The sequence below is a fragment of the Paracoccus sp. (in: a-proteobacteria) genome, from assembly GCF_039808215.1.
GTDB lineage: Bacteria > Pseudomonadota > Alphaproteobacteria > Rhodobacterales > Rhodobacteraceae > Paracoccus.
In genome coordinates this window covers 1-7013 of record NZ_JBDHSP010000105.1, presented here as the reverse complement: position 1 = coordinate 7013, position 7013 = coordinate 1, and the positions used below count along the sequence as shown (strand labels likewise).

The 7013-nt window shown below is 56.5% G+C and carries 3 protein-coding genes; all 3 read left to right on the top strand.

Annotated elements, in window-relative coordinates; genetic code table 11:
• The coding region (locus WMK75_RS17655; protein ID WP_347268900.1) for a DUF6079 family protein at positions 1–2798 on the top strand (2798 nt) is incomplete at its 5' end.
• A gap of 35 nt (positions 2799–2833) precedes the next feature.
• The gene (locus WMK75_RS17650; protein WP_347268899.1) at positions 2834–5617 is read left to right on the top strand and encodes a DNA methyltransferase; all 2784 of its coding nucleotides are present in this window, start codon (positions 2834–2836) and stop codon (positions 5615–5617) included.
• Positions 5614–7013 (top strand): DEAD/DEAH box helicase (locus WMK75_RS17645; RefSeq protein WP_347268898.1); only part of this gene is annotated, 1400 nt, incomplete at its 3' end. The genes WMK75_RS17650 and WMK75_RS17645, both read left to right, overlap by 4 nt.

The following is a 7013-nucleotide window of genomic DNA, read 5'->3' as shown; positions in this document are numbered from 1 at the left end:
CCGAGAAGCGGGGCGCGTTGGTGACCTTGCGTGATCAGATCCAGGCAATCCTTGACGATGAAGTTCCTTCAGATCGGCCTGGTCTAATCGGCTTCGACAAGTTTTGGGACACTGTCGCAACAAACTCCGTCTTGCGCTCAGATCCGAATATCGGGCCAGTGCTCAAGGTCTCAGAAGTGCTTGCGGAGAGGGTCTCCAAGGCGTTCACTCGGCCGGCCTATAAGCCGATGGCACTTCGCATCATTGACGGTCTTTCGGTCCACCGCCTGACGACGGGCGGGGACATCTATGTGCCGGTCGGACCGACGGCCGAGGAACTGCGCGACACGCTTTGCCTGTTTCAGCCGGGTATTGAAGACATGGGTGGCGACCCGTCTGACGACCTACTCACCGCGGTCCAGACCACGCTTCGAGAGACCCTCAAGACGGTAAACGGTCAGTTCATCTCCAAGGCGCCAGACACCGAGCAATACTATCTCGACCTGAAAAAGGACGTCGATTACGACGCGCAAATCGAGAAGCGGGCCGAGGCTCTTTCGGAGGATGCGCTCGATCGCGCGTACTACGGCGCCATTCGCCAACTCATGGAGCGCACGGACGAGTCCAGCTACGTGACGGGACACCAGATTTGGCAATACCAGATCGAGTGGCAGGAGCGTCGCGTCGAACGGATTGGCTATCTGTTCTTTGGCGCGCCGAACGACCGGCCGACCGCTCAGCCAGAGCGGGATTTCTATTTGTACTTCATCCAGCCCTTCGATCCCCCGCGTTTCCGTGATGAGCAGAAGCCCGACGAGGTCTTCTTTCGTCTGAAAGCACCAGACGAAACCATCAAGCGATTGCTGAGCTTCTACGCCGCCGCCCAGGAACTGGCCTCCACGGCAAGTGGTGGCGCGAAAGGCGTGTATCTCGACCGCGCTCGCGATGCGCTACGAGAAATGAGCAAATGGCTGCAAGAAAAACAGCTGGAGGCATTCGAGGTCACGTTCCAAGGCAAGTCCAAGACACTACGAGACTGGACCAAAGGCATTTCGCTCAGGGATAAAGCGCGCTTGGGGCCGGACGAGCGCATCAACTTCCGCGACGTCGTCAACGTGATCGCGGGGATCGCGCTAAGCAGCCGGTTCGCCGATGTTTCGCCCGAATACCCAACATTCTCGGCGCTCGTGACGGAATCCAACCGAAAGCAGCTCATTGGAAATGCGCTTCGTGCTCTCACGGGGAGCAACCGTACGAAAGACGCTGTGATCGTCCTGGATGGCCTCGAAATGCTCGATGGTGATCGCATCGATCCGGTTCAATCTCGATACGCTCAGGAGGTTCTCGCGCGGCTGAAGGCCAAAGGTCATGGGCAAGTGTTGAACCGCAGTGAGTTGCTCGTTGGAAACGCGGATATCGAGTACTTCAGCCCTGACAAGTACCGGCTCGAGACTGACCTATTGGTCACGGTGCTTGGGTCACTGGTCTATTCCGGTGACATTGTCCTCGCGATTACCGGGGACAAAATTGACTCCGGCAAGATCGGGCTTCTCGCGGATCGTCCGCTCGATGAGTTGAAGCAGTTCAAGCATGTTGAGGCGCCGAAGGAGATCAACGTTGCCGTGCTCCGGTCCCTCTTCGAGATGCTGGAGTTGCCGCCGGGTCTGGCGCAGCAAGCCACTCAAGGCTCGGATGAGCCGGTCAAGGCGCTTCAGGAGGAAGTCAGCAAGCTCACAAAACGTGTGCTTGCAGCTTCCACCGACATGGCGAACCGGCTTAGCTTCTGGGGCCAGCCTCTTCTGCGCGAGGAAGAAATCCGCGACTGGAGATCGAAGCTCGACGAGCTCAAGGCCTTCTCGGAAAGCCTGTCGCCCTACAACACGGTCGGCAAGCTCAAGAACCTGCGCATTGGGTCTGACGATATCGCAGCCCAGAAAAAGAACCTTGAGGTTCTAAACTCCGTCGAAGGGCTCATCAGCCTGATCGGCGAACTCGGGAACACGGCAAGCTATCTTGGCCAGGCCGAGATGGTGCTGCCGTCTGACCACGCTTGGGTGAAGCAGGCTCAGGACACGCGCAAGCAGGTCCTCGACGCATTGTCGGCGAGCCGAACTGGACAGAATGGATCCGAACACCGGCAGACGCTGGCCAAGCTCAAAAAGGACTATGTGACGGCGTATGTCAGCCTGCACAGCAAGGCGCGTCTCGGAGTGTCCGAAGACAAGACGAAGACCGCGCTGCGTAAGGACTCGCGTCTTGTCGCCATGCGGGCTTTGGCGAATATCTCGCTGATGCCGACAAGCCAGCTCACCACGTTCGAAGAGAAGCTCGACAAGTTGAAGAGCTGCGCCTCGCTGATCGACTCGGAACTGGCGGCCAGCCCGGTTTGCCCGCACTGTAACTTCCGCCCGGCGAATGAGCAGGGCGACATGCTGCCCGCGGCCAATGTGCTCAAGCAACTCGATGACGAGCTTGATCAGCTGCTGGACGGGTGGGTGCAGACGCTTCTCGACAACCTCGAGGATCCAATCATCCAGTCGAACTTCGAACTGCTGAAGGAAGGGTCGCGCAAGATCGTCACCGGCTTTGTCGACAGCAAGTCATTGCCCGATCCCGTCACGCCCGAGTTCATCGGCGCAGTGCAAGAGGCGCTGTCCGGTCTCGACAAGGTCGTCGTCTCGGGCAGCGACATCCGGCAGGCACTGCTTCAGGGCGGGTCGCCCGCGACGCCCGAAGACCTGCGCAAGCGGTTCGAGGCGTTCCTGACCGACCGCTGCAAGGGCAAGGACACCACCAAGCTGCGCTTCGTGGTCGAGTGAACTTCCGCCAACCGATATTGAGATGAGACGAACCGATGACTGAACAACTAAAGATGGATGGCGGCAAGAAGAGCGGGCCGGTCGAATGCCTGGGTATGACGTTCCCGAGCGATGACGCGCGTCGGGAGCACTTCCTGAAGCTCTTGGCCGAGAAGCTGAAAGAGCCGGAGTTCCGTGCACAAGAGGGTTTTCCGCAAGGATCTGACGAGGCAATCCTCGCGATGTCGGACCCGCCCTACTACACGGCTTGCCCTAACCCGTGGCTATCGGAGTTCGTTTCACATTCAGGTCGGCCCTACGACCCTGCTGCACAATACGCACGCGAGCCTATGGCTGTTGATGTTAGCGTCGGAAAAACGGATGCGATTTATACGGCGCATTCTTACCATACCAAGGTACCGCACCTAGCCATCGTCCCTTCAATCTTGCACTTCACAAATCCTGGGGACGTTGTTTTGGATGGGTTTTCGGGCTCCGGAATGACCGGCCTTGCCGCTCAGTGGTGTCAGACCGCACCACCCGAATTCCGCCATAAACTTGAGATGGAAAGGAAAAAGGCCGGATTGGCGGCTCCCAAATGGGGCGCGCGCAGAGCGGTTATCAATGATCTCTCGCCTGCTGCGACATTCATTGGCGCAAACTATAATCTAGAGTTTGATGTACGCGAGTTTGAAAAGGCAGGAACAAAGTTGCTTGCCGAAGCTGAAAAAGAGTTCGGGTGGATGTATGAAACAATCCACTCGGACGGGAAGAGGAAATACCAAATTGAATATGTGGTTTGGAGCGATGTATTAAACTGCTCTACCTGTTCGGGAGAGTTTGTTTTTGCTGATGTTGCTCTTGATGACGAGACGCAGGTGGTCTCCGATACGGTATGCTGCCCGCATTGTGGTGCCGAAGGATCCAAAGAACAAATGGACCTCCGTTTCGAGAGTGTCATTGATCCTCGTACTCAGGAAATAATTGAGGTTACAAAGCGCGTCCCGGTTCGGATTCAATACAGAATAGGGCGGGACAAACATGTGAAGAAGCCCGACGAAAGAGATTTAGAAATTATTCGGAAGATCTCCCAGTTGGAAATTCCCAGCTCTCTCCCACTCGATGAGTTGCCAGATTGTCAGATGTCCCGCGTTGGACGAATGCGGACGACCAAGACTACTGCAGTGCATCTGATGTATTTGCCAAGAGCTGCGCAAGCAATGTCATTTCTATGGGAAAAGGCCAATCAGCACCCAGATCACCGAATTTCTTTGATGCTGAGGTATTTTATTGAACAGGGCATACGCGGGATGTCCACGCTGAATCGCTATAAGCCAATTCAACACGGGAAACTTGGTGGTACACAGGTTGGATTAGACCTGCCTGGGGTCTTTTATGTGCCGTCGCTGATATCAGAAGTAAGCCCTTGGGCGCAGTTTGAAGGTAAACTCAAGCGACTTGTAAAGACCTTCTCTTCATTCAATGGACGGAATGGTGATGTGTTTGTGTCTACTGGCAGCGCAGACAGAATTCCACTTCCCGAGAACTCTGTTGACTACATTTTCACAGATCCGCCGTTCGGAGAAAATATCTATTATGCCGATCTCAATTTTCTTGTTGAGGCGTGGCATGGCGTCAAGACCGATCCCAAACCAGAAGCAATCGTAGATCGTGTGAGAAAGAAGGAGGTCAGCGACTACCAGCATCTGATGCAGCGCTGCTTCAAGGAATATCACAGGGTACTGAAGCCCGGACGTTGGATGACTGTTGTTTTCTCAAATAGCCGAGCGTCGGTTTGGAATGCTATTCAGGTCGCGCTTCAACAGTCAGGATTTGTTGTGGCTGAGGTGAACGCACTCGATAAAAAGCAACGGAGTTTTCAACAGGGGGTGTCTCCGAATACCGTCAAGCAAGACCTCGTTATTTCCGTTTATAAGCCTAATGGTGGCCTTGAAGCCCGTCTTTCTGAGCGTGGCGCTGCGCCTGAGTCTGCGTGGGATTTTGTTGAGACCCACCTAAGGCAATTACCTGTCTCCAAATCAAAGAGTGGGATTCTTGAAATAGTGATTGAGCGCGATCCGCGCCGCATCTACGACAGAATGGTCGCATGGTTTGTTCGCCACGATTTCCCCGTGCCGCTCTCCACTGAAGAGTTTCTAGAAGGATTGCGCAGCCGTTTCACTGAACGCGATGGCATGATCTTTTTGTCAGAGCAGGTGGCAGAGTATGACCGAAAACGTGCCCAAGCCGCTCAGGCGCCGCAGATGGAACTGTTTGTCTCCGACGAACGCTCGGCCATCGACTGGCTGACGGATTTCCTGCGCAAGCGGCCTTCGACCTATCAAGAGGTGCATCCCGAGTTCACCACCCAAGTCGGTGCCGGTTGGAAAAAGTACGAAGAGAAGCCGGAGCTTACGGCATTGCTTGAAGACAACTTCCTGCGCTTCGACGGGAACGGCGACGTGCCGAGCCAGATCCACAGCTATCTTTCGACCAACTTCAAGGATCTCCGCGGGCTGGAGAAGGAAGACCCGCGCCTGAAGGCAAAGGCAAAGGACCGCTGGTATGTACCCGATCCCAACAAGGCGAAGGATCTGGAACAGAAACGCGAACGGTCGCTGCTGAAGGAGTTCGAAGCCTACAAGACCGCGAACAAGCGCCAGCTCAAGGAGTCGCGGCTCGAGGTCTTGCGCGCCGGCTTCAAAACCGCCTGGGCTGCGAAGGACTACAAGACGATCATTGGCATAGCCGAGAAGCTGCCGGATGAGACGCTGCAAGAGGATGAAAAGCTCCTGCTCTGGTACGATCAGGCGCTGACCCGTACGGAGGCTGATGCGTGACGCATGCCTCCCAAGACTTTGGCATTGGCGCGTGGTGCTGGCATGAACGACATGCCGCACCCTGCCGTGTCGTGGACCGGGAGGCGATGTGGGGCGAAACCGCATACCGCGTCTGGCTCCCGGGCAAGGATGCCGTTGTCCGTGCCAGGTCTCGGGAGCTAGGGCCACTCGACGCTGTCCGAACGACAGTCGACCAGATCCTGCATACGGCCGCCGCGGCAAAGCTCCTGGATGCGCTGGAAGACAATCTGCTTCTGGCGCCGATCCAGTCGAGCGTCGTTCCTTTGCCGCATCAGCTTTACGCCCTGAACCGCGCCATGAGCCGGGATCGGATCCGTTATCTGCTTGCGGATGAGGTGGGGCTTGGCAAGACCATCGAAGCCGGTCTGATCCTTCGGGAGTTGAAGCTTCGCGGCATGGCCAAGCGGATCCTTGTTGTCGCGCCCAAGGGTCTGGTGCGGCAATGGCAGGCCGAGATGCGCCTGCACTTCGGTGAGAACTTTCAGTTCATCGAGCCGTCAGAGCTTTCTGCATATCGTCAGTTCCGAGATGATGAGGAGAATCTCTGGCGGCTTCACGATCAGACGATCTGTTCGCTGGATTCGGTGAAACCGCTCGAAGGGCGGCGCGGATGGAGCGCGGAGCAACTCAGCACCTACAATCGTGAACGGTTCGAGGACCTGATTTCGGCCAACTGGGACCTTGTGATCATCGACGAGGCTCACCGAATGGGAGGCAGCACGGATCAGGTTGCACGGTACAAGTTGGGCGCGGCACTTGCCGAAGCTGCCCCGTACCTTCTGCTTTTGTCGGCAACGCCGCACCAAGGGAAAACGGATCAATTCCACCGTCTGATGCAGCTGCTGGATCGAGACTCTTTCCCCGATGAGAACAGCGTCTCGAGCGACCGCGTGCGCCCGTTCGTCGTGCGGACAGAGAAGAGGCTTGCGATCGATGCTGAAGGCAAGCCTCTGTTCAAGCCTCGAATGACCCGCATTCAGGCTGTCGCCTGGCTTGACCGACACAAAGCACAGCAAGGGTTGTACGAAGCGATCACTGAGTATGTTCGCCACGGCTATAACCAAGCCATGGCATCGAAGCAGCGGCACATCGGCTTCTTGATGATCCTTATGCAGCGTTTGGTGACGTCCAGCACCGCAGCCATCCGTGCAACCTTGGAAAAGCGACTCCTCGCTCTGGACGACGACCAGCGACAGCTTCAGCTCTTTTCCACCGAAGGTGTCGGAGACTGGCATGAGCTAACGGGTGACGACCAGATCGATATCGCCGTGGCCTTCGATGCCTTGGATGACGAGCGAAAAGACGTTGAGGCACTCTTGTTCCTCGCTCGTGAGACAGAGGCGCAAGGAACAGACGCAAAAGCCGAAGCACTCCT

Excerpts from the sequence above, each read along its gene's own strand:
- WMK75_RS17650 (WP_347268899.1), top strand. The coding sequence starts at position 2,834 with ATGACTGAACAACTAAAGATGGATGGCGGCAAGAAGAGCGGGCCGGTC.